25 protein-coding genes are annotated in these 24,412 nt (G+C 69.3%); 19 read left to right on the top strand and 6 right to left on the bottom strand.

What is annotated here, in order from left to right; genetic code table 11:
• Positions 1-44: 44 nt before the first annotated feature.
• Complete coding sequence (locus tag ACFQW8_RS06115) at positions 45-320, bottom strand: hypothetical protein (protein WP_380086086.1); 276 nt, start codon at positions 318-320, stop codon at positions 45-47.
• Between the two features lie 295 nt (positions 321-615).
• Here ACFQW8_RS06115 and ACFQW8_RS06110 point away from each other — a divergent pair, with 295 nt between their 5' ends.
• From ACFQW8_RS06110 to ACFQW8_RS06080, 7 genes are all read left to right on the top strand, one after another.
• Positions 616-1,455, top strand: coding sequence for a class I SAM-dependent methyltransferase (locus ACFQW8_RS06110; RefSeq protein WP_380086085.1), 840 nt, complete (start codon positions 616-618; stop codon positions 1,453-1,455).
• 270 nt (positions 1,456-1,725) lie between these two features.
• Entirely contained in the window at positions 1,726-2,193 is a 468-nt protein-coding gene (locus ACFQW8_RS06105) for a hypothetical protein (protein WP_380086084.1), read from the top strand.
• A gap of 84 nt (positions 2,194-2,277) precedes the next feature.
• Positions 2,278-2,640 carry a VOC family protein gene (locus ACFQW8_RS06100; protein WP_380086083.1) on the top strand — a complete coding sequence of 121 codons (363 nt, stop codon included), beginning with the start codon at positions 2,278-2,280 and terminating at the stop codon, positions 2,638-2,640.
• A gap of 689 nt (positions 2,641-3,329) precedes the next feature.
• Positions 3,330-3,755, top strand: a complete 426-nt coding sequence (locus ACFQW8_RS06095) for a nucleotidyltransferase domain-containing protein (protein ID WP_380086082.1) — start codon at positions 3,330-3,332, stop codon at positions 3,753-3,755.
• 20 nt (positions 3,756-3,775) lie between these two features.
• Positions 3,776-4,081 carry a HepT-like ribonuclease domain-containing protein gene (locus ACFQW8_RS06090; RefSeq protein WP_380088602.1) on the top strand — a complete coding sequence of 102 codons (306 nt, stop codon included), beginning with the start codon at positions 3,776-3,778 and terminating at the stop codon, positions 4,079-4,081.
• A gap of 392 nt (positions 4,082-4,473) precedes the next feature.
• Positions 4,474-6,768: a catalase gene (locus ACFQW8_RS06085; RefSeq protein WP_380086081.1), complete on the top strand. Its 2,295-nt coding sequence runs from the start codon at positions 4,474-4,476 to the stop codon at positions 6,766-6,768.
• Between the two features lie 166 nt (positions 6,769-6,934).
• A complete protein-coding gene (locus ACFQW8_RS06080) occupies positions 6,935-7,870 on the top strand; it encodes an NAD-dependent epimerase/dehydratase family protein (RefSeq protein WP_380086080.1) in 936 nt (311 codons plus the stop codon).
• 66 nt (positions 7,871-7,936) lie between these two features.
• Here the strand turns inward: ACFQW8_RS06080 and ACFQW8_RS06075 are convergent, their stop codons facing one another.
• Positions 7,937-8,578 carry a GntR family transcriptional regulator gene (locus ACFQW8_RS06075; protein ID WP_380086079.1) on the bottom strand — a complete coding sequence of 214 codons (642 nt, stop codon included), beginning with the start codon at positions 8,576-8,578 and terminating at the stop codon, positions 7,937-7,939.
• 102 nt (positions 8,579-8,680) lie between these two features.
• Here ACFQW8_RS06075 and ACFQW8_RS06070 point away from each other — a divergent pair, with 102 nt between their 5' ends.
• Entirely contained in the window at positions 8,681-10,015 is a 1,335-nt protein-coding gene (locus ACFQW8_RS06070; RefSeq protein ID WP_380086077.1) for an amidohydrolase family protein, read from the top strand.
• 17 nt (positions 10,016-10,032) lie between these two features.
• On the opposite strand, the gene ACFQW8_RS06065 is transcribed toward ACFQW8_RS06070, so the two are convergent.
• Positions 10,033-10,827, bottom strand: a complete 795-nt coding sequence (locus ACFQW8_RS06065; protein WP_380086076.1) for a sugar phosphate isomerase/epimerase family protein — start codon at positions 10,825-10,827, stop codon at positions 10,033-10,035.
• A gap of 111 nt (positions 10,828-10,938) precedes the next feature.
• On the opposite strand from ACFQW8_RS06065, the gene ACFQW8_RS06060 reads away from it, so the two are divergent.
• Together ACFQW8_RS06060 and ACFQW8_RS06055 are read left to right on the top strand one after the other, a co-directional pair.
• Positions 10,939-11,910 (top strand): hydroxyacid dehydrogenase, encoded by a 972-nt coding sequence (locus ACFQW8_RS06060; RefSeq protein WP_380086074.1) that lies wholly within the window; start codon positions 10,939-10,941, stop codon positions 11,908-11,910.
• 135 nt (positions 11,911-12,045) lie between these two features.
• Positions 12,046-13,323, top strand: a complete 1,278-nt coding sequence (locus ACFQW8_RS06055) for a PP2C family protein-serine/threonine phosphatase (RefSeq protein WP_380086073.1) — start codon at positions 12,046-12,048, stop codon at positions 13,321-13,323.
• A gap of 105 nt (positions 13,324-13,428) precedes the next feature.
• On the opposite strand, the gene ACFQW8_RS06050 is transcribed toward ACFQW8_RS06055, so the two are convergent.
• On the bottom strand, positions 13,429-13,872 hold the full coding sequence (locus tag ACFQW8_RS06050) for a ferritin-like domain-containing protein (RefSeq protein ID WP_380086072.1): 444 nt from the start codon (positions 13,870-13,872) through the stop codon (positions 13,429-13,431).
• Positions 13,873-14,002: 130 nt separating this feature from the next.
• On the opposite strand from ACFQW8_RS06050, the gene ACFQW8_RS06045 reads away from it, so the two are divergent.
• The 4 genes from ACFQW8_RS06045 to ACFQW8_RS06030 all read left to right on the top strand — a co-directional run bounded on the left by ACFQW8_RS06045 (position 14,003) and on the right by ACFQW8_RS06030 (position 17,763).
• Complete coding sequence (locus ACFQW8_RS06045; protein WP_380086071.1) at positions 14,003-15,013, top strand: aldo/keto reductase family protein; 1,011 nt, start codon at positions 14,003-14,005, stop codon at positions 15,011-15,013.
• 94 nt (positions 15,014-15,107) lie between these two features.
• Entirely contained in the window at positions 15,108-15,941 is an 834-nt protein-coding gene (locus ACFQW8_RS06040) for an SDR family NAD(P)-dependent oxidoreductase (RefSeq protein WP_380086070.1), read from the top strand.
• Complete coding sequence (locus tag ACFQW8_RS06035; protein ID WP_380086069.1) at positions 15,938-16,765, top strand: 2-oxo acid dehydrogenase subunit E2; 828 nt, start codon at positions 15,938-15,940, stop codon at positions 16,763-16,765. Before ACFQW8_RS06040 ends, ACFQW8_RS06035 begins: the two co-directional genes overlap by 4 nt.
• A 128-nt stretch (positions 16,766-16,893) precedes the next feature.
• The gene (locus ACFQW8_RS06030; protein ID WP_380086068.1) at positions 16,894-17,763 is read left to right on the top strand and encodes a dimethylarginine dimethylaminohydrolase family protein; all 870 of its coding nucleotides are present in this window, start codon (positions 16,894-16,896) and stop codon (positions 17,761-17,763) included.
• Positions 17,764-17,771: 8 nt separating this feature from the next.
• Here ACFQW8_RS06030 and ACFQW8_RS06025 read toward each other — a convergent pair whose 3' ends face one another.
• The gene (locus ACFQW8_RS06025) at positions 17,772-17,939 is read right to left on the bottom strand and encodes a hypothetical protein (protein WP_380086066.1); all 168 of its coding nucleotides are present in this window, start codon (positions 17,937-17,939) and stop codon (positions 17,772-17,774) included.
• 58 nt (positions 17,940-17,997) lie between these two features.
• Here ACFQW8_RS06025 and ACFQW8_RS06020 point away from each other — a divergent pair, with 58 nt between their 5' ends.
• The 3 genes from ACFQW8_RS06020 to ACFQW8_RS06010 all read left to right on the top strand — a co-directional run bounded on the left by ACFQW8_RS06020 (position 17,998) and on the right by ACFQW8_RS06010 (position 21,407).
• On the top strand, positions 17,998-18,678 hold the full coding sequence (locus ACFQW8_RS06020; protein ID WP_380086064.1) for a hypothetical protein: 681 nt from the start codon (positions 17,998-18,000) through the stop codon (positions 18,676-18,678).
• A gap of 118 nt (positions 18,679-18,796) precedes the next feature.
• Complete coding sequence (locus ACFQW8_RS06015) at positions 18,797-20,122, top strand: acyl-CoA dehydrogenase family protein (RefSeq protein WP_380086063.1); 1,326 nt, start codon at positions 18,797-18,799, stop codon at positions 20,120-20,122.
• Positions 20,123-20,150: 28 nt separating this feature from the next.
• Positions 20,151-21,407, top strand: a complete 1,257-nt coding sequence (locus ACFQW8_RS06010) for an acyl-CoA dehydrogenase family protein (protein WP_380086062.1) — start codon at positions 20,151-20,153, stop codon at positions 21,405-21,407.
• 106 nt (positions 21,408-21,513) lie between these two features.
• Here ACFQW8_RS06010 and ACFQW8_RS06005 read toward each other — a convergent pair whose 3' ends face one another.
• Positions 21,514-21,867, bottom strand: coding sequence for a hypothetical protein (locus tag ACFQW8_RS06005; protein ID WP_380086060.1), 354 nt, complete (start codon positions 21,865-21,867; stop codon positions 21,514-21,516).
• A 97-nt stretch (positions 21,868-21,964) separates the two neighbouring features.
• Here ACFQW8_RS06005 and ACFQW8_RS06000 point away from each other — a divergent pair, with 97 nt between their 5' ends.
• Together ACFQW8_RS06000 and ACFQW8_RS05995 are read left to right on the top strand one after the other, a co-directional pair.
• A complete protein-coding gene (locus ACFQW8_RS06000) occupies positions 21,965-22,468 on the top strand; it encodes a hypothetical protein (protein ID WP_380086059.1) in 504 nt (167 codons plus the stop codon).
• A 105-nt stretch (positions 22,469-22,573) separates the two neighbouring features.
• Positions 22,574-24,310, top strand: coding sequence for a S8 family serine peptidase (locus ACFQW8_RS05995; RefSeq protein ID WP_380086057.1), 1,737 nt, complete (start codon positions 22,574-22,576; stop codon positions 24,308-24,310).
• Positions 24,311-24,412 lie beyond the last annotated feature (102 nt).

Below are 24,412 nucleotides of genomic sequence, written 5' to 3'. Positions count from 1 at the left end.
GAGCGTGAAGTGCACGAGCCAGCACTCACTCCTCGGCCTCTGCGTCAGAGGAAGTCGCGGGCGAAGCGCCCAAGACGCTTCATGGACGCGGCAAGGCTGCCGAGGTAGCCGACTCCCGTACGTCGAGCCTCACGCCAGCCGCTCACGGCCACGGTGATTCCGGCGACAAGTGCCACGCCCGCTGCGACCACCAGGATGGGAGTGGGGTAGTCGATGAACGATGAAGACACGAGGACAAGCCCCGAGGCAGCCAACACGACGAGCGCAGCAGCAGGCAGCAGGCTCACGACGAGTTGGGAATGGCGACGCTCAGACTGCATGGCCGAAGGATAGGTCCCCGCCTACAACCCGCCCGGTGCGCGGCATTTGCGGACGTTCGGGCTTCCCCCACTGGCGCTGAGTTGCGACCATGGAGGATGAACTTCTCCGAGTCAGAGATTGTCGCCCTGATGGCGATCGCCGCCCTCCTCAACGGAGTGGGCCTCCTGGCGTGGGGGCGGCTTCGCGCTAGCGACCCGGGAAAAGGCTCAACACGCGGTCCCAGCACGCTTATGGCTCGCCGCGTTTTCGGATAACACCGCCGATGGAATCACCACAGGTAGAAGACCGGGACTGATGAGCAAACAAGCCGGAGTCAAGGTGCAGGACCACTACTCCAGCGACGACATCGCCACCCGCATCTTGGCTGCCCTTAGGTCGGCGCAGGGCGATGATGCAGGTCCAGTCACGCCAGAGGTCCTCGCCCCGCTGGACCACTTCCATGGCCGGGGCGTTAAGGCCACCCACGAGATGGTCGCCCATCTACGGCCTGAGCCCGGTGACCGCCTCCTTGACCTCGGTGGCGGTATCGGTGGGCCAGCCCGCTGGATTGCGGCGCGGTTCGGCTGCCATGTCACCTCACTTGATCTGACCCCCGAGTTCTGCCGGGCCGCGGAAGAACTGAATGCCGCCACCGGCCTGTCTGACTGTGTGGGGGTGGTGGAGGGCAGCGCCACGGATCTGCCCTTCTCCGAAGCAGCCTTTGACCGCGTGTACTCGCAGAACGTGGCCATGAATATCGAGTACAAGCGGCGCTTCTACGCCGAGGTGTTTTGCGTCCTGAGACCGGGCGGCGTCTTCGCCTTTTCCCAGTACGGCGCGGGGCCCTGCGGCGAGCCGCACTACCCGCTTCCGTGGGCGGCGGGGCCGGCGACGAGCTTTCTCTCCTCGACCGAGGAGACCCGCGCCGATGTGACCGCGGCCGGCTTCGACCTTGTGAAGTTTCTTGATCGGACGCAGGAGATCCTGCCGGACCTGCGGGAGAATCGGCGGCGCCTGCAGGAACAAGGTCTGCCACCACTTGGCCTGCAGACGCTCATGGGCGAGGGCATCCGCGACCTGCAGATCAACGTAGTGCGCAGTGCCGAGGAGGGACGTCTCACCATCATCGAGGCGCTGGTCCGCAAGCCAGCTTAGGCGCTGGTGGCACTGCGAGTCTTCTCTGCGGGGTCGTCAATCGGCAGCAGCCCAGCAGCCACTCCAACCCTAGTGCAGCCGCGTCGCTCTGCCGAGGGCGTCGATCGCAGCCCACGCCTGGGCGGCCTCCTCGGAGGGGAACGTGCCCTCCCACCGGTCCACACCCGGCTCCTCGGCCCACCGCCGCAACTCGCACTGTTGGCGCTTGGAAGGCCTCTGGGTGTGCGGTCTGTTCTCGAACGTCGAGGTGGTGACGACGAGGAGACTGTCGTGGCTCGCCACAACGATCTGATGGCGCTCATTCAGGGATACTCTTGGGCCACGGACGATGTCCCGGCCCGCCTGCGCTCGCTGGAGGCCGAAGGCCCAGCGGCGGGGCCGCCGCTGTGGGAATCGGTGGTGATGAGTAGCGGGGCCGCTGATGATGAACGAGTGATCGAGGCCTCCCGCCGAGTTTGGGAGGCACTCGGACCGAACGCCTACGCCGTGCAGTTCAAGCCTCGCCCGCAGACCTGGCGAGGGTTTCTCGAGGGCCGCGGTTGGCTGGTGGTTGGCATGGCTGGCCCCGTGGTGATCGCGATCTTGGCCGATGAGGTCAACCAGCGATGGGGCTGGTACTGGCTCTTGTTGCTGCCCTTGTTCATCACGTGGCCGGCGCTGCTCGACATCGCCTTCAGCCGCAGGTATCGCGGTCTTGAAGCGCGGGGTGGCAAGGAGCTTCCGCACCTGAACCTCTGACTCATCGCGGCATGAGAGTGCCGTTCCGTGGACAGGGATGGAGGTCCGCGAGAGGCTCATCCCCTGCGGTCGCGCAGTGAAGGCATGTGGTGGGGGACGACGATCGAAGCGCCCGACCCGCACGCTCTGGCCCGCTTCTATTCCGAGCTACTCGGTTGGCCGATAGGGCACGAGGAGCCAGGCACATCCATCCTGCCTGCTCCCGAGGGGACCAGCTACTTCGTCTTCCAACAGGCGACTGGCTACCAGCCTCCGACGTGGCCACCGGTGGAAGGGGCGCAGCGACCGATGATGCACCTCGACTTTCAGGTCGGTGACCTTGATTCCGCGGTAGCCGATGCCATTGGCCTGGGAGCGACCCTGCTTGATCACCAGCCGCAGAACAACGTTCGAGTACTGCTCGGCCCGGCCGGCCATCCCTTTTGCCTCTGCCGCGACGATGGCTGAGCCCCACCGCCCACATATCAAGCAGATCCGGTAAAGCCCGGAGCACCGACTGGCGGCGGTTAGACGCACCTCGCGGGACAACTGCTTAAATGAGCGGATCGCGGCATGTCCGCGCAGTGGCCGCGTGCCTGCACGGGACACTACGTCCGTGATTCTGCAACCGACCCCCATCAATCGAGGGGCAAACGCCGTCCCGGGAGTGTGCTTGGTCGCCTTGTCATTTGTGCCCCTCGTTCTTGGCTCGGGAGTCGAAAGGGCGCTCATTACCGGGGTCGTTCCCGGACTCATCCTGTCCGTGCGCGGCTACCGACTGTCGGCGGATGCTCGTCAAGGAGAGCTGGTGGTGCATGGGTATCTGCGCAGCCGAGCCATTCCTCGGACCGGCATCGTCGAGGTCACGGACTCCTCGACGGTGGTCTGGATCGACGGCGAAGGGAAGAGACGCCGAACCCCAATCCTCGCGTTCAACACACAACCCGGAACGATGCCGAGCATCGCCGAACATCACGCAGCATGCCGAGCGCGGCTCCGGAAATGGGCACGCGGAAGGTAGTCCCAGCGCTTCGCGCTCATCGGCATGTGCGTGAAACCAGGCGGTGCATGGACACCTTCTGGATCGTGTATAGCACTTGCTATAGTGGGGCATGGACGCGAGGTTGGCAGAGGTAGCTCGAGAGAGTGATGCCGCCGTGCGCCGTGCCCGGGAGGCGCTGGTGCGGGCCGTGCGCAACGCTGCCGCGGCGGGCATGACTCAGGCGCAGATCGCCGAGCAGATCGGTCGGAGCCAGCCCGAGGTGTCGCGCTTGATGCGGTTCCACGGAACGACCCCGTTGGCCCGAAGGTTGCGGGCCGGACGGTCCGAGATTCTGCGGTTGGTCAGGGACGCTGGCGGCGAGCAGGTTCGGGTGTTCGGCTCGGTGGCTCGGGGTGACGATGACGGAGGATCGGACATCGACTTGATGTTCGTGATGCGCCGCCCGCTGAGCTTGATGGAGCTGGGTCGGCTCGAGGACGAGGTGTCTGCGGTGGTCGGGGTGCCTGTTGACCTGGTGCCGGAGAGCTCGCTTCGCCCTGCCTTGCGTGACCGGGCTCGTCACGAGGCGGTGCTCCTGTGAGGCGCAGGCAGCCGAAGTTGGTGCTTGAAGAGGCGTTGGCTCACTTCGAGGTCGTGGCCGAATACGGCTCGGGCGACCTGGCCGACCAGAAGACGGTCGACGCGATCTGCATGCGGCTCTCGGCGGGGATCGAGGCGCTGTCGGCGCTCAGCGCTGCCGACCGCGAGGCGCTGTTCGGTGGTGTCTGGAACCAGATGTGGGGGATGCGGAACCGGATCGCGCACGGCTACCTGCTGGTCGAGCCGGCAATCGTGCGCAGCACTGTCGATCGAGACCTGCCGATGATGATCGAGGTGGTCGAAGCTGCCATCCATCGGCTCTCGTGAAGCTCCGAGGACCGTCCGACGCGGCCGCCTCGCGTGGGCCCCAAAATGGGCCCCAAAATTCGGTTTCGGTATCGGTCCCGTAACGATGCGCCAGAGGCCGAACTGAGCCGCCACAGGCAACCTGACCTGCGGAAACGCGGTCCTGTGCGTCGCGACGTGGCATCAGGATTCGGGTCGATTCGGGGCCCTCGCGTGCCTACGGATCAGAAGGTTAGGGGTTCGAATCCCTTCGGGCGCACTCTGTGTTGAGACAGAGTGACAGGCCCCGACCAGCGGAAACGCCGGTCGGGGCCTGTCTGCGTCCATGGAGTCCTGGCCGCCGACGGCCATGACGAACGTCAACCCGAGCGGGGGCTGTTTTACCGGCTGGTCGGTGGGGGTAAGGGCGGCGTATGACCCCTCCGAAGAAGTCCGCGAAAGCCGCTCCCACCACCACCGCCAAGAAGGCCGCGAGCAAGGCCGTCAAGAAGGTGGCCAAGGCCGCGAAGGGCCAGCCCAGCCCGGCGCCCGGTGCCCCCGGCCACGGGGCGGCGTCCTTGGAGGAGCCGACAGAGCCTCGTCCGCCGCTTCCTCCGAAGCCGGACCAGCAGGCTCCGCGGACGGGGACACCCACCGGTGCCGCGACGGGCGCCCCAGCCGAGGCCTTCGCGCAGCAGGGCGCGTGGCTCACGACCTCGACGGGCACCCGGCTGCGCGACACGGACCACTCGCTCAAGGCCGGGGAACGCGGACCGAGCCTGCTCCAGGACCACCACCTGCGTGAGAAGATCACGCACTTCGACCACGAGCGCATCCCTGAGCGCGTTGTGCACGCTCGAGGCGCGGGCGCCCACGGACTCTTCGTCGGCTACGGCAACGCCAGCAAACTGTCGACCGCGGCATTCCTCGGCAAGGACGTCGAGACACCGGTGTTCGTGCGGTTCTCCACGGTCATCGGGTCGCGAGGCTCGATGGACACCGCACGGGACACCCGCGGGTTCGCGACGAAGTTCTACACCTCCGAGGGTGTCTTCGACCTCGTGGCCAACAACATGCCTGTGTTCTTCGTCCAGGACGGCATGAAGTTCCCCGACGTCGTCCATGCGGCGAAGTGGCACCCGGACCGGGAGATCCCTCAGGCGCAGACCGCACACGACACCTTCTGGGACTTCGTCTCGCTCCACACGGAGGCGCAGCACCACACGATCTGGGCCATGTCGGACCGGGGCGTCCCACGGTCGTATCGGATGATGGAGGGCTTCGGGGTCCACACCTTCCGCCTCTCCGGACCTGACGGGGCCACGAGCCTGGTGAAGTTCCACTGGAAGCCGCGACTCGGGGTCCACTCGCTGACCTGGGAGGAGTGCCAGCTGCTCGGTGGGGTCGACCCCGACTTCCACCGACGCGACCTCTACGACGCGATCGAGGCCGGCGCCTTCCCGCAGTGGGAGCTGGGGGTGCAGGTCTTCGAGGACACCCCCGAGCAGACCTTCGCCGGCATCGACCTGCTCGACGCGACCAAGATCGTGCCCGAGGAGCTCGCTCCCGTGCAGCCGATCGGGTTGCTGACGCTGGGTGGCAACCCGACGAACTTCTTCGCGGAGTCCGAGCAGGTCGCCTACCACGTCGGCAACCTTGTGCCGGGCATCGATGTGACCGATGACCCCCTGCTGCAGGCACGGCTCTTCTCCTACATCGACACCCAGCTCTCCCGGCTCGGCGGACCGAACTACAACCAGCTGCCGATCAACCGCACCCATGCACCGGTCAACGACATGTTGCGCGACGGCATGCACCAGACCGCAGTGCACGGAGGAGTCGCTCCCTATCACCCGAACTCGCTCGACGGGGGGTGTCCCTTCATGGCCGGTGACTCCGAGAACGCGTTCCTCGACGTGCCGACGCCCGTCGCGGGTGACAAGGTGCGGGCGGCGCCGGCCTCGTTCGACGACCACTTCAGCCAGACCCGGCTGTTCTGGCTCAGCATGACTCCGGTCGAGCAGGACCACATCGTGCAGGCCTACACCTTCGAGCTCGGCAAGTGCTTCGACGAGACCATCCGGCAGCGCCAGCTCCAGTGCCTCGGGCGAATCGACGAACGCCTCGCCGCCGACGTCGCGGCCGGGCTCGGGATGCCGGCCCCTGAGGCGTTCGAGCTCGCGGACGTCACACCGAGTCCCGCTCTCTCGCAGGTCGGAGGGCAGTGGCCGGTCGACGGACGGATGGTCGGGATCGTCGTGGACCCGCAGGTCGCGGCCGCTGACGTCACGGCGATCCTCGAGGTGCTGCAGGAGGCCCACACGACTCCACTCCTCGTCGCGGCGCACGGTGGTCCCATCTGGCCCGACGAGACGCTCATGGCGCACCGCACCCTGCTCACCACGCGCTCCGTGGAGTTCGACGCGCTCATCGTGCTCGGCCTGCCCATCGATGCCGCGGCGGTCAACCCCAACCTCGACGCCAAGGCGGGCAGCGCCGTCTCCGCAGGGCCCGACCCGAGGGTGGTGCTCATGGTCGATGAGGCGATGCGTCACTCCAAGACGGTGGCCCTGACCAGTGAGCTCGCCGACGTGCTCGGTGTCGACCCGCAGGCGCCAGGTGTCGTCGTCGGCGATCCGTCGAGCCTGGCGGCCTCGGTGCTCGAGGCCCTGACCCGGCACCGCGCATGGCCGATGCCCGTGCCCGTGCCGGCTCCTCCGGCCGACTGACGCCACCAGCGGACCCGTCCGGTCGACAGATCAGGCCCAGCGGGGCGACCACCCACGACGTGGGGGTTCGTCCCGCTGGCCCGCAACCTCGGCAACGCGGGGATCCTCGATCACGGCTAGGTCGATGACGACCGACGTGCCTGTGCCGGGAGTAGTGTTCTGGCGCATGCGCGTAGTGGTCATCGGCGGTACGGGCCACATCGGCACCTACCTGGTGCCGGGCCTGGTCAGGGCAGGGCATGACGTCGCGGTCGTCAGTCGCGGATCTCGTCGGGCCTACCGCGACGACCCAGCATGGCGGGACGTTGAGATGGTGGTCTGCGATCGGCCGGCTGCCGAGCGTGTCGGCAAGTTCGGGACGGTGATCGGTCGACTGCGGCCCGATGGGGTCGTGGACCTGACCTGCTTCACGACGGCGCAGGCCAGGCAGCTGGTCGATGCGCTCGACGGGCAGCACCTCGTCCACACGGGCAGCGTCTGGTCATACGGACCGAGCGCCGTCGTGCCGACGACCGAGGCTGCACCCAAGCACCCCTTTGGGGAGTACGGCGTCAACAAGCTGGCTGTCGAGCAGTACCTGACGGGCGAGCAGGATCGAGTCCGCGCCAGCGTCGTGCATCCGGGACACATCAGCGGGCCCGGTTGGCTACCCATCGGACCCGCCGGCAACCTCGACCCCGGGGTGATCGACTCGTTGCGCGCCGACGGCTCCTGCTTGTTGCCGGACCGTGGCGGTGAGACCGTCCATCACGTGCACGCCGAAGACGTTGCGGGACTGCACCAAGCGTGCCTCGAGCAACCTCATGCTGCCAGCGGTCAGAGCTTCAACAGCGTGTGCACGCAGGCGATGACGCTGCGCGGCTACGCCGAGGTCGTGGCTCGCCACTTCGGCCATGAGCCGAACCTCCGGTTCGTGCCGTGGGACGAGTTCGTCGCGCAGGTCGAACCGGAGCACGTCGAGGTGACTCTCGACCACATCGGGCGAGCGCCCCTGTACTCGATGGAGAAGGCTCGCACCATGCTGGGCTTCCTGCCGAAGCACGACGTGACCTCCACCGTCCTGGAGTCCATCGACGCCTGGGTCGCAGCGAACAGGAGCTGAGGCACTCGGACCTCGCGTGGGGTGGCAGAACCCCGTCGCTGCCCCTCTCCTCGTCGAGGTCTCGCGTCAGGAAGGCATCCTCGACGCCTCGGCACGACTGCTGACCAGGTGCTGGCGGCACGCCTCGATCGCCCGATCTGCGTCGCGCTCCCGGAGGGCAGCCACGATGAGCTGGTGCTCGGCGTTCATGGTGCCGGCGTCGGTGTGCTGGCTGAGCAGCCACTTGATCTGCCCGGCGACCGGCTCGATGACCGAGGCGAGCACACGGCTGCCCGCCTCGTCCACGAGCGCTTCATGGAAGGACGCGTTCGCCTCCACCGCGGCTTCCGAGTCGCCCGCATCAATGGCAGCCGCAGTCCGGTCGACAACAGCCTGGAGGCGGTCCAGGCCCTGCTCGTCCAGAGTGCCCACCAGGCGCCGGCACAGGATCTCCTCCAGGGCTGAGCGCACCTGGTAGAGCGTCTCGAGGTCGTCGGGGCTGAGCTGGCGGACGACCATGCCGCGCGTGGGGCGTTCCTCCACCAACCCCTCCCGCTCCAGCGCTCGAAGCGCCTCGCGGACCGGGACCCGGGAGACGTCGAGCTCCTGGGCAAGCTGCCGCTCGACGAGTCGAGTCCCTGGCGGCAGCTGCCCCGAGAAGACCCGGTCACGGATCGCGTCCTGCACCGCGTCCTTGAGGCCTGCGGCATGTTTCTCACTAGTAGGCATTGCGCGTTCCTCCCTCTTGGTATACCAAAGTGGTATACCAAATCGTCGTCACGGTCACCCTACCCATCCCCCGCCATCCCGCGCCCCACACTGGAGATCCTCATGTGCCTGCATGACCACCACGCCAACGCCGTCCAGCCACCAGCAGCCGTCGCCCGCCGCAACGTCCTGGCGGGGGCCGCCGTCCTCGCCGGTGTCTCGACCGCGGGTGTCCTGAGCTCACCGAGCGCGCAGGCAGACCCGGGAACGGGTTCATCGACACCGCGCTACCGTGGCCGCCCTCCCCGGCCAGGTGCGCTCATCATCACTGGCGGGGCACTGGTCGACCCGCGGTCGGGACACGTCACGCAGGACGCGGTCGTGGTGCTCGACGGAGGTGTCGTCCTGGCCGCAGGTTCGCGGGACGCCACCCGGGCGGCGGTGGCCAAGGTGACGGGCCGAGCACGGACCATCGAGGTGTTCGGCAAGTGGGTCGTCCCCGGCCTGGTCGACGTCCACGTCCACATCAATGCCCTCGCGGACGCCAAGGCGGTCCTGCGGGCCGGGGCCACCACGGTGCGCAGCGGGTCCTCGAACTTCTACCAGGACGTCGCCCTGCGGCCGCTCGCCGAGTGGGCACCCGGACTTGCACCGCGGATGCGCGCCGCGGGGGTGTTCGTGTCTCCGGAGCTGGGTGACACCGTCCTCGCCGATCCGGCCCTCGCCCCTCTGGCGGCCCTCGCCGGTGGCGTGCGGTCCACCTCGGACCTCGCCTACGTGACGCGCGTCAACCTCTCCCGCGGCGTCGACGTCATCAAGACCCGCACGAACCCGCGCGCCGGGATCGCGGAGCAGGACCCGACCGAGCTCGTCTATGACCAGGAGCAGATCTCGGCGGTCGTCTCTGCGGCGGGACGGGCAGGGGTCCTGTGCCACGCCTACAGCCGGGAGGGGATCGACGGGGCCGTGCGAGCGGGGGTCCGCAGCATCGAGCACGGTGTGTTCGTCGGCGAGTCCACCCTCGACCTGATGGCCCGTCGCGGCACCTACTTCACGCCCACCACAGCAGCGATCGCCGGGCTGAGCCAGTCTCCCAACCCCGTCCTGGCTGCGCGCGGCCGCGAGTACATGCCGGTCCTGCAGGCCGCCATCCGTGAGGCTCACGCGCGAGGGGTCACCGTCGTCGCCGGCACGGACTCCTTCGGCACCGATGTCGACCCGATCGGCACGGAGGTCAGGCTCCTGGTGGAGGCCGGGCTCACGCCGTTGGACGCCTTGCGCGGAGCGACCGTGAACGCAGCGGAGCTCATCGGGTGGTCCAAGAGGGTTGGTCGCCTGGCCCCGGGCTACCACGCCGATGTCGTGGTCGTCGACGGGAACCCGCTGGAGGACGGGAGCGCGCTCGAACGCGTCAAGCTCGTCGTGGCCCAAGGTGCCGTGGTTCGCAACGAGCTCTGACGCCGCACGCGACGCCGTCAGCGAGAGAGCAGGCCGCGCAGCACGGCTGCATCCGGAGCCACGAACGCCGGATCGTCGTCCGGGACGAACTCGAGCAGCAGGTCGCACGGCGCCACCTCAGCGACGAGGAGGTCAGTCACGGCTGCCCAGAGGTCGGTGCGTTCCGCCAGGCGCAACCTCGTTGCCCCCGGCCACCAGGAGAAGACGTGGACTCCGGCCAGGAAGGGCCCGAGACGCCGGAGCCCATCGACGCCTGGTTCGACGGCCTCGTCGAGGCGAGGCTGCCAGTAGGTGCGCAGCGTCTCGTCTCCCACTCGGTCGAGCAGCTCGAGAGTCGTGTCGACGCTGTCGGTCAGGGTGTTCCGATGGAACTCCAGGGCAAGCCCGACGTCGTGGTCGCGGGCGACGGCGCACGCGTCGGTCAGAGCGCCGGCGACCGCGTCCCACGTCGAGCCGTCCGCCGCGTCGGTGCCGAGGTCGCCTGCCCACACCCGAACTCGTGGCGCGCCGAGTGCCCTGGCTGCCGTCACGACGGGCGTCAGCTCGGCCATCGGCGAGGCTCCTGCCCGCCAGTAGCTGCCGTACGACGCCACCATCAGGCCAGCGGCCTCGGTCAGCTCCCGCACCTGCGTGACCAGGGCGAGGTCCTCCGGCGGGGCATGCACGTCGGCGCCCCACTCGATGCGGCTCAACCCGGCATCGCGACAGGTGTCGACGACCTCCGCAGGGGCGAGGTGGCGCAGAGTGACGGAGCAGATCCCGATGCGCTGCGACCAGTCGTCGACGGCGCGGATGTCGACAGGACCGGTCATGGCATCGAATGATGTCACCGACACCGAGGCATGGGAGATGGGCATGAGCGACTGTCGCTCCGACATGACGGCGGGATCCACAGGGTGAACCGTCCACGAGTGCTTGTGGCCATGTCGCGAACGGTGTGGTCCGACCTGTGCTCGCCCGAGATCGCCCGACGGCTCACCACGCTCGCCGACGTCGACCCGTCCGTGGTCGTGGATGACTTCCACTCGGTGCCCGAGATCGGCGACGTCGAGGTGATGCTGACCGGGTGGGGTTGCCCACCCATCGACGAGGCCGTGCTCCAGCGCGCTCCCCGGCTGCGGGCGATCATCCACACGGCAGGATCTGTCAGACACCATGTCACGCAGGCCTGCTGGGACCGCGGCATCGTGGTGTCATCCGCGGTCGAGGAGAACGCCCTCCCCGTGGCCGAGTACACCCTTGCAGCGATCCTCTTCAGCCAGAAGCGGGTCCTCGAGGTCAGCCACGCCTACAGGGCGACGAGGGGGCGCGCCGCCTGGGCGACGGCATACCCGTCCATGGGCAACTACCGCCGCGTCGTGGGCATCGTCGGCGCTTCCCGCATCGGGCGGCGGGTCATTGAGCTCCTCAAGCCGTTCGACGTCGACACCCTCCTGGCTGATCCGACCGTTGACGCCAGCGAGGCAGTCCGCCTCGGCGTCACCCTCGTCGACCTCGACGAGCTCGTCAGCACGTGCGACACGGTGTCGCTGCACGCTCCGAGCCTGCCCGAGACCGCGCGACTCATCGACCGGCCCCGGTTGGCGGCGATGCGCGATGGTGCCGTCCTCGTCAACACCGCCCGCGGCGCCCTCGTCGACGAGGCCGCACTCACTGATGAGCTCGTGTCGGGTCGGCTCCACGCCGTCCTCGACGTCACTGACGACGACATCCTCGACGCGGACTCCCCGCTCTACGACCTGCCCAACGTCCTCCTCACCCCGCACATCGCCGGATCGATGGGTGACGAGCTCACCCGTCTCGTCGACCACGCCGTCGACGAGCTCCAGCGGTGGAGCGTGGGCGAGGGCTTCTCCACGTCCGTGGACAGGGAGCAGCTCGACACCTCTGCCTGAATGTCCCTGCACCAACCCACTGAGACGTGCCGGCCCCTCCCTGATCGGCTCGCACGCCGAAAGCGGTATGCCGTGGGGGTGGCGTCAGTAGGGTGGCTCACCATGGTCCTCGAGCCGCCGGCTGCACGTGAAGTCATGGATGTCGGACGCATTCTCCAAGCAGCGGAGGCCGCAGCCCCGGTCGACGCGATCGAGCAGGCTGCCCGTGAGCTGGGGCGGGCGTTCGACGCCGTGTCGGTCTCGTTCCTCATCGCTGACCTGTCGGGACGGGCGCTGGTGCGAATGGCGCACGTGCCGCTCGAGCGTGGCCCTGTCGCAGGTCGAACTTCGCTGGCCGCGGGGGAGCGTCGCGAAGAGGAGGAGTCGGCGACCGTGCTCCCCTTTGACGGTGGCCCCGCCGAGCAGGCCATCCGTACCCAGACCCTGCAGGTCCTGCCGCCGAGCGGCACAGGGGAGGGGCTCCATCCAGGGCTGTGGCGGGTGCTGGCCCCGGTCACGGAGCGCGGCGAGTCCATCGGGCTGCTGGAGCTGCACCTGCCGGAGAGGCCGGATCGTGACGAGCTGGCACAGATCGGCCAGATGGCGCACGCGCTGGCCTTCGTCGTCATCGCCAACCGCCGTCACACCGACCTGTACGAGTGGGGACAACGCACCCGGTCCTTCAGCCTGTCGGCCGAGATCCAGCAGCGGCTCCTGCCGCATGCGCGCACGTGTGAGGCGGCGGCCTTCACCCTGGCCGGGTGGCTCGAGCCTGCCGCGACCATCGGTGGGGACACGTTCGACTACAGCCTGGCCCGCGACCTGCTGCACCTGTCCTTGACCGACGCGATGGGCCATGGCGTGGACGCCGCACTGACGGCCAGCACGTGCCTGGGCAGCCTGCGCGGGACGCGGAGGCAGGGTGGGTCCCTCGTCGACCAGGTCGACTCGGCGAACGAAGCGTTGGTCGATCACGGCGAGGACACGTTCGTCACCGGACTGGTGGCTCGGCTCGACCTGCGCACCGCAGCCCTGCACGTGGTCAACGCCGGCCACGTCGCTCCGTATCTGCTCCGGGGTGCCGACGTGCTGACCATGGACCTGCGGGTCGACCTCCCCCTGGGCATGTTCGGGGACACCACCTACGGCACGACGACCCACGTGCTGGAACCCGGCGACCGTCTCGTCCTCATCACCGACGGGATGCTCGAACGCAATGTCGCCAGCGTCGACCTCCCGGAGACGCTCAGGGCGACGAGGGCCCTGCACCCCCGAGAGGCGGTGCGAGCACTGGCCGACGCGGCTCTCGCTGCCGCCGGGAACAGCCTGGAGGACGACGCCACGGTGCTGTGCGTCGACTGGCACGGCCGACATGACGAGCCACGACGAGCACTGGGTGGCGCCGAACCGCTGAGGGCCAGCGCCCGCCTCTAGCCCGTCAGCCCGTCAGCCCGTCCGCCCGTCCGCCGGTCGAGCGGCAGACGACGAAGCCCCGACCGCGCCGCGGCGATCGGGGCTTCGAGGTGTGAGAGGGCAGCGTCAGTCGACGGCCTTGAGGGCGTTGACCTCGTCGCGGGCCGCGACGACGGCCAGGTGCTGACGCGAGACGACCTCGCGGAACCCGGCGCTGAGGTCCTGCTCGAGCGCCTTCTCGTACTCGGACACGGCGTGGTCCTCACCGGTCGAGGCCGCGCCGAGGACAGCGCCTGCGTCGTCGCCGGTGACGGCGTCCTTGAGGGCGATCCAGCCGCGGTGCAGTGCGGCGGTCGCGGTGCCGCTCTCGTCGACGTCGTCGCCGTACTCGTGACCGAGCGCGACGATCTCCTGGCGGAAGCTCGCGCGCTGCTCGGACAGGCGCTGCATCAGCGTCGCCCACTCGGGGCGGTCGCCGTCACGCAGCTTGTCGGCGGACGCGGCGAAGCCCTTCTCGCCGTCACGCAGGGTCTCGACCAGCTCCTTGGCGGCCTTTGCATCATCCGACATGGGTGCTCCTTCGCATTGGGGACAGACCCGGTGGGGTCCGTCGTCGACGTTACGCGGGAGCGACGGCACACAGGGCGGGAGAGGGCACCTGACCTACGGCGTCGAAGCCGTGTCGGCATACCGTGGGGTCATGGACTACCGATACCTCGGCAACAGCGGACTCAAGATCAGCGAGATCACCTACGGCAACTGGCTCACCCACGGCTCACAGGTCGAGAACGACATGGCCACGCAGTGCGTGCGGGCAGCACTCGAGGCCGGCATCAGCACCTTCGACACCGCCGACGTCTACGCCAACACCAAGGCCGAGACCGTGCTCGGCGACGCGCTCAAGGGCGAGCGGCGTGAAGACCTCGAGATCTTCACCAAGGTCTACTGGCCCACCGGACCCGGCGGCAAGAACGACACCGGCCTCTCCCGCAAGCACGTCATGGAGTCCATCAACGGCTCACTCCAGCGGCTGCAGACCGACTACGTCGACCTCTACCAGGCGCACCGCTACGACACCGAGACGCCGCTCGAGGAGACGATGCAGGCGTTCGCGGACATCGTCCGGCAGGGCAAGGCGCTCTACATCGGCGTCAGCGAGTGGACAGCCGACCAGATCCGCGAGGGCGTGGCCCTGAGCAAGGAGCTCGGCTTCCAGCTCATCTCGAGCCAGCCGCAGTACTCCATGCTGTGGCGGGTCATCGAGGACGAGGTCGTGCCCACGTCCAAGGAGCTCGGCGTGAGCCAGATCGTGTGGAGCCCGATCGCACAGGGTGTGCTCACGGGCAAGTACGAGCCGGGCCAGGCGCCGCCGGAGGGATCGCGTGCGACGGATGAGAAGGGCGGCGCCGACATGATCAAGCGATTCATGAACGACGACGTCCTCACCCGGGTCCAGGGGCTCAAGCCCATCGCCGACGAGGCCGGGCTCACCATGGCCCAGCTCGCCGTCGCCTGGGTGCTCCAGAACGACAACGTCGCTGCAGCGCTCGTCGGGGCCTCCCGCCCGGAGCAGGTCCACGAGAACGTCAAGGCGGCCGGCGTGCGACTCGAGCCCGCGGCCATGAAGCAGATCGACGACGTCCTGGGTGACGTCGTCGAGCGTGACCCGGGCAAGACGGCGGAGAACGCACCCCAGACGCGGGTGGCCTGACCTCGACCCGCTCTGTCCCACGCCCCACCGCGGCGGTGGCGGGCCCCATCTCGTTGATGGTGGGGCCCGCGCGCCCGTGGGCGACACTGTGCAGATGCGGATCACGGGCGCGCACGTCCTCCTCACCGGCGCGACCGGCACGATCGGCGCGGCCCTCACGCACCGGCTCGCCGACCACGGGGCCCGGGTCACTCTGCTCGCCCGCACCCCGGACCCCCTGAAGGCCCTCGCCCAGGCCACCGGTGGCTCGGCCTTCCCGACCGATCTCTGTGACCCGGCGAGCCTGCACGGGCTCGTCGACAGGGTGGAGGTGCGGCACGGACCTGTCGACGTCCTCGTCAACAACGCGGGCGCCGACGCCGCAGGGCTCCTGACCGACCTCACCGCCGCTGAGCTGCGCCGCACCATCGACCTCAACCTCACCGCGCCCCTCGAGCTGTGCCGACAGGTGCTGCCGGGCATGCTCGCCCGCGGCAGCGGACACCTCGTCAACATCTCGTCCTTGGCCGGGGTCGCGACCTTCCCGGGCCTCGCCCTCTATGGCGGGACCAAGGCCGGTCTGACCCACGCCACCTCTGGTCTGCGCGCAGACCTGCGCGGCGGGCCGGTCGGCACGCTGGCCGTCGAGATCGGCCCGGTCGTCTCCGAGATGATGGACCGCATCGGACGCCACGGACCCAGCGACGCAGCCTTCGCCCGAGCGCTGCGTACCCGGCTCATCACGCTGCTCGACCCCGACGACGTCGCCCGCAGAGTCGTGAGCGCCGTCGAGCAGGGCCACGCTCACCTGCGGCTGCCCAGGCGAGCGGCACCGATCGCTGCCGTGACCGGAGCGCCTCGGGCGCTGGCCCGGATCGCCCTCTCCGGCATACCGGCTCGTCCTGTCCCGCCTGCCCCGGAGCGACCCGAGAGGCGGTCGGCCGGATGAGCGGGCGGCGCAACTCGACCCGCAACAAGATCGCGGTGGCCAGCTGGCGACCGTCGCGCGACGGACGCATCTACACCCGCATGGAGCTCGACGTGAGTGCGGTCCTCGCCTACGTCGACCGGGTGCGGTCGGAGTCGGGGGAGCGGGTCACCATCACCCACGTCGTCGGGGCAGCGCTGGGTCGAGCACTCCGACAGGTGCCCGAGGTGCGCGCCCGCATCGTCATGGGCCGGCGCCTCGACCTCGACACGTGCGACGTCGGCTTCGCGGTCGACATCGCGGGCGGGTCGGACCTGGCCCCGGTCAAGGTGCTCGGCGTCGACCGGCTGAGCCCGCTGGAGGTGGCCCGCGCCGTCACGTCGGGTGCCGGTCAGCTCCGTGCCGGCAAGGACGTCGCCTACCGCCGCAGCTCCGGGATCGTGCGGCTGGTGCCGACCTGGGCCGTGCGTCCCGCCCTGGGCGTCGCCAGTCTCGTCGCCGGTGGTCTGGGGCGGGGGGTGCTGGGCCAGCCCGGCTTCCCGCTCGGGACCGCCTTCGTCTCCAACGTCGGCTCGCTCGGGCTCGACGAGGCGTACCTCGCCCCGCTGCCCTTCGCGCGCACCCCGCTCTACCTCGCGATCGGGGCGATCCAGGACAAGGCGGTCGTCATCGATGGCGAGGTCGTCGTGCGCCCGGTGGTCGTGCTCGTGGCGACCGCCGACCACCGCATCGTCGACGGTGCGCACGCCGGACAGCTGGCCGGCATCGTGCGCGAGCTCCTGCTGCACCCCGACCGGCTCGACCCTGCCGGCCGGCCCGACGCCATGGGCCGAGCCGACTCCTGACGACGGCGCCAACGCGTTTGCGCGTTCGGCTGGGCTGGGTGTCACACTGGCGTGGCCGCGGACGGTGACCCAGTCGTGCGCGGCCTGCTGATGCCCTGGGTCCGAACGGACGAGGAGGTGGTGGGCGAGTGCTGAACTCGACACTGCTCATGTCGTCGGCGCACTACTTCGGCAACGACCACAAGCTGAACCCGTACTACGAGGACGGCGCCACCGTCGACACGGCCAAGGCCGAGGTCGAGCACAACGGCATCAAGGACGCCCTGCACCGCGCCGGCGCCGAGATCGTCACCGTCGAGGCTCCCCCGACGAGCCAGGACGGCGTCTACACCGCCAACTGGGCCCTCGTCCGCGGTGGCCGCGCGCTCATGGCGACGCTGCCGCCCTCCCGCCAGTCCGAGGAGGCGTGGGCCCGCGACCGGCTCACCGAGCTCGGCTTCCAGATCGACGACCTCCCGACGCCGTGGCGCTTCAGTGGTCAGGGCGATGCCCTCGTCTGTGGTGACCTCGTGTTCTGTGGTGCCGGTTATCGCTCGGACGAGGAAGCGCTGGAGTATGCCGCGCACCACTTCGGTCTCGAGCGCATCCAGCTGCAGACCCTCCCGCAGCTCGACGAGGCCGGGCGTCCGGTCGTCAACGTGGTGAGCGGATGGCCGGACAGCTACTGGTACGACATCGACCTCACGCTCTCCGTCCTGCGGGAGCCCGACTCGACGAGCAAGGGCCTCATCGCCTACTGCCCCGAGGCCTTCACGCCCGAGAGCCGCGCTCTGCTGGCGGGCCTCGACATCGTCGACAAGATCGAGATCTCCGAGCTCGAGGCGCGTGAGTCGTTCGCGTGCAACCTCGTCTCCACCGGAACCACAGTGGTCATGAGCGACAGTGCGCCACAGCTGCGCGCCGACGTCGAGAGCGCCGGGCTGTCGGTCATCACCCCGCACGTCGACGAGCTCGCCAAGGGTGGCGGCTACATCCGCTGCACCAGCCTCTGGATCTGAGGACCAGGTCAGGGGCGTTGCTGCTCCGCGCGGGCGTGCCTCTCGTGGAGGCGCTCGCGGATCTCGTCGGGGGAGTAGGCCCGGCGCTGCCGCTCGTTGCGCGCGATCACGGCACCGGTCGCCACGACCGACGCGAGGCCGGCGAGCCCGAGGGCCTTCCACCAGTTCGACTGCATGACTGCAGCGTATGCCGCAGTGATCACCGATCGGGAGCACCCGGCATACGCTGCCGTCATGCCTTCCTCGCACGGGACGTCCGCCGGCCTCTCGCTCGATGAGGCAGTCGACCTCACGCGTACCGGTGACGTCTGGATCTTCCGCGGCCGGTCGGTCGCTGACCGGGCCATCCAGACCGCGACGAACTCGCCGGTCAACCACGTCGGCATGGCCGTGGTCCTCGAGGACCTCCCGCCCCTGATGTGGCACGCCGAGCTGGGCAAGTCGCTGCAGGACCTGTGGACCGGTGGCTTCCACCGAGGGGTCCAGCTCCACGACCTGCGGGCTGCCGTGACGCTCTGGCAGGAGAAGTACGAGCAGCGAGCCTGGTTGCGCCAGCTGACGCCTGAGGTCGGTGAGGAGCACGAGGACGCCGTACTGCGGTGCATCGCGCGGCTCGACGGGGTGTCGTTCCCGTCGACAGGGCGGCTGGCCTGGCGGTGGCTCTCCGGTCGCGACGCCCACGTGTCGCGACGTGACCTCGAGCTCAGGGCGATGCGGCCCGAGGTGGCCTACTGTGCCGAGGTCGTGGCCCTGACCTACGAGGAGATGGGCCTGCTCACGCCGGATGCGCCGATGAACTGGTATGACCCGGGTCGGTTCTGGAGCGGCGACAACCTGCCGCTCGTGCCCGGCTGGGACCTCGGGACCGAGATCGAGGTCGCCAGAGACCTGCAGGCAAGGGCAAAGGCGACGTGAGGTGCATGGTTACCGAGCGACAACGATGGGCTAGGCTCGGTATCAGGCACTAGCAGTATCGGGTAGTTCCCCGCTGCACTGTGCGGACCGACGACGTTTCCTCGAAGGGAAGCCCACCATGGCGACCACGCCACCCTCGCTCGCCGACCGGGGCCAGCGCCTCGGGCTGCGGCTCATCGCCAAGGCCGGCGGACTCCCCGTCATGGCCGACCCCAGGGTTCGCGGCCGGGTCGAGCGGCTTCTCAACCGCGGCGCGCACTCGGGGTTCAAGTCCCAGGTCGCGGTGGGGCGCGCCTTCAGGAAGGCCAAGGGCTCCGGGCCAGTCACCCGTCCGGCGACGGTGAGGCGCCGTGGAGTGTTCGACCTCACGCCGACCGAGGACCAGCAGATGCTCCAGCAGGCGGCGAGCGACCTCGCCGACGAGGTGATCCGGCCCGCCGGGTCCCGCGCCGACACCGAGCGCGCCGTGCCCGACGAGGTCCGCGAGGCCATGGAGCAGATGGGCCTCGGGCTCGTCGGTGTGCCGGAGGAGCTCGGGGGCATCGCCGAGGAGCGCTCGGCGGTCACCGGCGTGCTCGTCCTCGAGCAGCTGGCCCGCGGCGACATGGGCATCGCCGTCGCGCAGATGGCGACCGCGGCAGTGGCCACCGCCCTCGCTCTCTATGGGGACGCCGACCAGCAGGCGACCTACCTGCCCCACTTCACCGGTGACGAGCCCGTGGCTGCGGCAGCGTTCGCGCTCCAGGAGCCGCAACCGCTCTTCGACCCGTTCGCCCTGACGACCACCGCTGTCGCAGAGGGCGACTCGCTCGTCGTCAACGGCACCAAGGCCATCGTGGCGGGCGCCGACAGGGCCGAGCTCTTCGTCATCTCGGCGATGGTCGACGGCGAGGCGCGCCTGCTCGTCGTCGAGGCCGCGACCGACGGCGTCTCCATCGAGGACGACCCGGCCATGGGGCTGCGTGCGGCCCACACCGGCCGTGCGGTCTTCACCGACGTCACCGTGCCCAGGGCCAACCTGCTCGGCACGGCCGACGACCACCGCGACGCCGTGCGACGGGCGCGCGTGGCCTGGGCGGCTGCGGCCTCCGGCACCGCGAGGGCTGTGCTCGACCAGGTCACCACCTACGCCCAGGAGCGCAAGGCCTTCGGTGAGCCCATCGGGCAGCGCCAGGCAGTGGCCTTCATGATCGCCGACATCGCGGTCGAGCTCGACGGACTCCGGCTCGTCACCCTCAAGGCGGCGGCTCGCCTCGACGCCGGGACCGATGTGGCCCAGGTCGCCGCCGAGGCGCGCTCGCTCACCGCGACCCATGCAGCGCAGATCGGCTCACACGCCGTGCAGCTCCTCGGCGGACACGGCTTCGTCAAGGAGTTCGACAACGAGCGGTGGTACCGCGACCTCCGTGGAGCGGGTGTCCTCGAGGGCACCCTGCTCGTCTGACCGGCATACGCCACAAAGGAACCCAGACATGATCGATCTCGAGGTACCCCGGAAGTTCCGCCCGCTCGTCGAGCAGGCCCGCGGCATGGCCGAGGAGGTCTTCCGCCCCATCTCCCGCAAGTACGACCTCGCCGAGCACGCCTACCCGCAGGAGCTCGACCTCATCTCCGCCGTCATCGACGGCATGGGCTCCTCCGGCGCAGGCCAGGGTGCCGGGGCGTCGCACACCACCCGCGCCGTCGACGACCAGGAAGGCGTCGTCGCCGCTGTCGGATCCGGCCGCAACACCCGCGAGGACAAAGGCGTCAAGAACGGCTCCAACCTCTCCTCGGTGCTCTCGATCCTCGAGACCTGCCGCGGCGACGTCGGGCTCACGCTCTCGATCCCGCGCCAGGGGCTAGGCAACGCGGCCATCGCGGCCGTCGCCAACGAGGAGCAGAAGGCCAGGTATGCCGGGCAGTGGGCGGCGATGGCCATCACCGAGCCGGAGACCGGCTCGGACTCCGGTGCCATCCGCACGACCGCCGTCAAGGACGGTGACGAGTACGTCCTCAACGGCGAGAAGATCTATGTCACCTCCGGCGAGCGCGCCGAGCTCGTCGTCGTCTGGGCGACGCTGGACCGGAGCCTGGGCAAGCAGGCGATCAAGTCCTTCGTCGTGCGCCGCGACAACCCCGGCCTCAAGCTCGTGCGCCTCGAGCACAAGCTCGGCATCCGGGCCTCCGACACCGCCGCGTTCCACCTCGACGACTGCCGCGTTCCTGCCGAGGACCTCCTCGGCAACCCGGAGATCAAGACCGGCGGCGGCTTCGGTGGCGCCATGCAGACCTTCGACAACACCCGTCCGCTCGTCGCCGGGATGGCCCTCGGGCTGACACGTGGCTGCCTCGACACGACGACCGAGCTCCTCGCGGGGGCTGGGGTCACCGTCGACTGGGACCGGCCGGCACCCGTGCAGTCGTATGCCGCGGCGCGGCTGATCCAGATGGAGGCCGACTACGAGGCCGCGCACGCCCTCACGCTGCGGGCCGCGTGGATGGCCGACAACGGCAAGCCGAACTCCATGGAGGCCTCCATGGCCAAGGCCAAGGCCGGACGCACCTGCGTCGACGTCGCCCTGGCCTGTGTCGAGCTCGCCGGCGCCACCGGCTACAGCGAGCGCGAGCTGCTCGAGAAGTGGGCCCGCGACGCCAAGATCCTCGACATCTTCGAGGGCACCCAGCAGATCCAGCTGCTCGTCATCGCCCGTCGTCTGCTCGGGATGAGCTCGAGCCAGCTCAAGTAGCCCCTCGCCTCGCCTCACCTTTCACGCCGGAAGTGGGTTTCTCTCACTTCGCCTGGTCGCCGCGGTCAGGCGAGGTGAGAGGTTCGGCGGCGGCTGGGCAGCGGAGTCAGCGGCGGGTGCGCTGGCGCTGGCGACGGACCCACGGGAGACCCACCGCGAGCGTCGTGAGGGCGAGCACCACCGCCGCGGCGAGGAGCCCGCACAGCACGGCGAAGCCGACCTTGATGATGCCCTCCCACACGAGGTGGTCGTAGGCGAGGTCGGGTTCGTTCTGCGTGCCGACCCAGAAGCCGAGGACGAAGCCGAGCGCGGCGCAGACCATCAGTCCCAACGAGACGCCGGCGCCCTTGGCGACCTGGGTCGCGTCGATCGGACCGCCCTGCTCCTCAGCCTCGTCGACCCGGTGGGCGAACGTCTCGAAGACGTCCGGCATCGGCTCGGAGGGGCGGCGCTTGGGCATGCGGGGAAGCATATGCCTGCACCACGACGCCTATGGTGTTCGCAGCGCGTGCCGGGGAACCGGGCGCGCGGTCCGCCCCGACAGTGAGGTGCTGGTCATGGAAGTCAACGGTCTCCCGGCTCACGTCCTTGTCGTGCACGCAGCGGTGGTCCTCACCCCACTGGCGGTCATCGCGGCCATCGTCTTCGCGGCGATGCCCAGGTGGCGCTTCCTCACCCGTTGGCCCACCGTCGCCCTGGCCGTCGTGGCGACCGTGGCGACCTGGTCTGCACGCTTCAGCGGTGACGACTTCTTCGAGTCGCGCTTTGCTGCCCTGCCGGCCGACAGCCCGGTGCGTGCCGGCATCATGGAGCACCAGGAGCTCGGCGAGACGTTGTCGCTCGTCACCACCGCCTTCTTCGTGGTGACGGTTCTGGGAGTCGCTCTCCTCGGAGGGCCTTCGGGCCTGGCCAGCGGCCGTGGCGCCAAGGAGCGTGCCCGGGCCGGGGTCGAGGTGGCCCTGCCCGTCCTGATCGTCGTGGCCTCCGTCGCCACCCTCGTCTACGTGGTCCGCACCGGTGACGCCGGGGCGCGCGCGACCTGGGAGCAGCCGTCGGGCTGACGAGGGCGAATCTGGTCATTCCCGACCGTGTTCATCGGCTCCTTCGGGGGATACGTTGACCAGTGGTGCGCAATGAGGCGTCCCAACAGGCACGAGGAGGAACACATGCGACGATCTCGCATCGTGGCTCTGACCGGGACGGCGGCACTTCTGGCCGCCATCGCAGGGTCGGCCACCGCCACCGCTGTCCCCAACGTCGTGGCAGCGCCGACCACGACCGCGTCGGGCACCGCTAGCTACGTCGTCCTGGTCGACGCTGGGAGGGACGCCAAGGCCGTCGCGGCCTCGCTGCGCAAGGCAGGCGGCACGGTCACATCGGTCAACACCCGGATCGGTCTCGTCACCGTCCAGGGGTCCAGCGGACTGCTTGCCAAGGCGCGCGGCCTCGCCGGTGTCAAGGGCGCCGCGAAGGAGCGCTCCATCGGGACAGCGCCCACACGCGCCAAGGGTCCGGACCCCATCGAGAAGGAACACGTCTTCGACAAGACGCGCGCCAACGGCACCTACAAGTCGACGCCGCCGCCTCCCGCCGGGGCCGACCCGCTCGACGGCCACCTCTGGGGTCTGGAGATGGTGAACGCCTTCGAGGCTCGCGCCACCGAGAAGGGTGACAAGGTCCGAGTCGGCGTCCTCGACACCGGCGTCGACGGCACCCACCTCGACCTCGCGCCGAACTTCGACGCGGCCCTGTCGCGCAACTTCACGACCGACATGCCCGACATCGACGGACCCTGCGACACCGCGGACTGCACGGACGACGCCGACGTCGACCAGAACGGCCACGGCACGCACGTCGCCGGCACGATCGGCGCTGCGCTCAACGGGTTCGGCGTCTCCGGCATCGCGCCGGACGTCGACATCGTCAACATCCGCGGCGGCCAGGACAGCGGCTACTTCTTCCTCGGCCCGGTCACGAACGCCCTCACCTACGCCGGTGACACAGGGCTCGACGTCGTCAACATGTCCTTCTACGTCGACCCGTGGCTCTACAACTGCGCGGGCGGTGCCCCGGAGGACAGCCCCGAGGAGGCGGCCGAGCAGGACGTCATCATCGAGGCGATGACCCGTGCGCTCGACTACGCGAACTCCAAGAACGTCACGCTCGTCGGTGCTCTCGGCAACAACCACGAGGACCTGAGCAACCCGCGCACCGACCTCACGAGCCCGGACTACCCCGGTGGGACCGAGCACCCGCGCACCATCGACAACGACACCTGCTGGGACCTCCCCGTCGAGGGCCCGCACGTCATCGGCGTCTCGGCGCTCGGCCCGTCGGGTGAGAAGGCCGACTACTCGAACTACGCCACGGACCTCGACTCGGGCGAGATCGAGGTGTCAGCGCCTGGCGGCTGGTACCGCGACGGCATCGGCACCGACACCTTCATGACCAACGGCAACCTCATCCTGTCGTCGGCCTCGCTCGCCTCGCTTCAGGAGACCGGTGAGGTGGACAAGAACGGCAACATCACCAAGCCGGGCCGCGACGCCGGTGTCATCAAGCAGTGCACTGGTGTGCGTCAGCCGGACCAGAAGGCCACGTGCTCCTACTACGCGTGGTTCCAGGGCACGTCGATGGCCTCTCCCCACGCTGCTGGTGTCGCCGCGCTCGCGGTCGGCGCCCACGGCACGGGTGCATCCACCGACACCTTCACCCTGGCTCCGGCAACGACGAAGTCGCTCCTCATGGACACCGCCACCGACCACGCCTGCCCGGCGGGTGGCGTCCGGTCCTACGAGCCCGAGGGTCGCAGCGCCGAGTTCACGGCTCGCTGCGTGGGCACGACGGACTTCAACTCCTTCTACGGCGACGGCATCGTCAACGCCGCGGGAGTGGTCCAGTAGCGCTCTGGTCCCGACCAGATCGATCCGGTATGCCGCCCGCTCACCCGAGCGGGCGGCATACCGCTGTCTGTGACCGACTCGGCTCGCGAGCCGGGTGTCGGC

The sequence above is a fragment of the Knoellia altitudinis genome (genome assembly GCF_042666355.1).
GTDB lineage: Bacteria > Actinomycetota > Actinomycetes > Actinomycetales > Dermatophilaceae > Knoellia > Knoellia altitudinis.
This window is presented reverse-complemented; position numbering and strand designations above follow the sequence as displayed.